The 894-nt window shown below is 71.6% G+C and carries 1 protein-coding gene; it reads left to right on the plus strand.

Going from position 1 to position 894, the window contains the following annotated elements:
* Positions 1-98: 98 nt before the first annotated feature.
* A partial coding sequence (locus I73_RS29795) for a hypothetical protein (RefSeq protein ID WP_040501308.1) occupies positions 99-894 on the plus strand: 796 nt, incomplete at its 3' end.

Raw genomic sequence — 894 nt, forward strand, 5'->3', positions numbered from 1 at the left:
GCGCCGGGGTGGTGGGCGGTTTCATGCTGGCACGCATCGTCACCAGCGCGCTGGTGCTGGTGCTGCTGCTGGCGGCCCTGCTGTCCGTGCTCTGAGGCATGGCTGCTGCCGATCTGGAACGCCTGCTCCCCGATGTCCCGCCGACGCTGGCCCGGCTGCTCGATGCCAGCGCCGGGCCGCTGCAGCCCCCCATCCGTTCCGAGGTCTTCGGGCCGGAGCGCTTTGCACAGCATGGGCGCAGCCTGGGGCTGACGCACCGTGCCGGCCGCGCCAGCTGGCGCCAGGCGGGCTTCTACCCGCGTCTGCGCAGCAACATCGAGGCGCTGCGCGCGGCCCAGCGCTACATCGTCGGCGCGCGGGCCGCCAGCGGGCACGACGTCAGCCCGGCCGCCGAGTGGTTGCTGGACAACGTCCACCTGATCGAGACCCAGCTCAGGGAAGTCCGTGACGGCCTGACCCGGCGCTACTTCCACAGCCTGCCGGTGCTGCTCGACGAACCGCTGGCCGGTCTGCCACGCATCTATGGTGTGGCCTGGGCCTTTGTGGCCCACACCGACAGCGCCTTCGACGAGACGCTGCTGGCGCGCTTCCTGGTGGCCTACCAGGAGACCCGCGAGCTCGGGCTCAGCGAGATCTGGGCCCTGCCGACCACCTTGCGCGTGGTGCTGGTGGAAAACCTGCGCCGACTGGCCGAGCGCGTGGCCACCCAGAAGGCCGCCTGCGAACTGGCCGACCTGTGCTGCGACCGTCCCGAGCCCTGCACCGTCTCGACCCTGGAAGGGCTGATGGCCCAGCTGACAACGCGCGGCGTCGGGCACATCTTCCTGGCCCAGCTGGGGCTGCGCCTGCGCGAACGCAGCGACCGCCACCTGGCCACGCTGGCCTGGCTGGAAG

Origin of the sequence: Ideonella sp. B508-1 (assembly GCF_000333615.1) — a bacterium.
In the GTDB taxonomy this organism is placed as follows: Bacteria; Pseudomonadota; Gammaproteobacteria; order Burkholderiales; family Burkholderiaceae_C; genus Ideonella.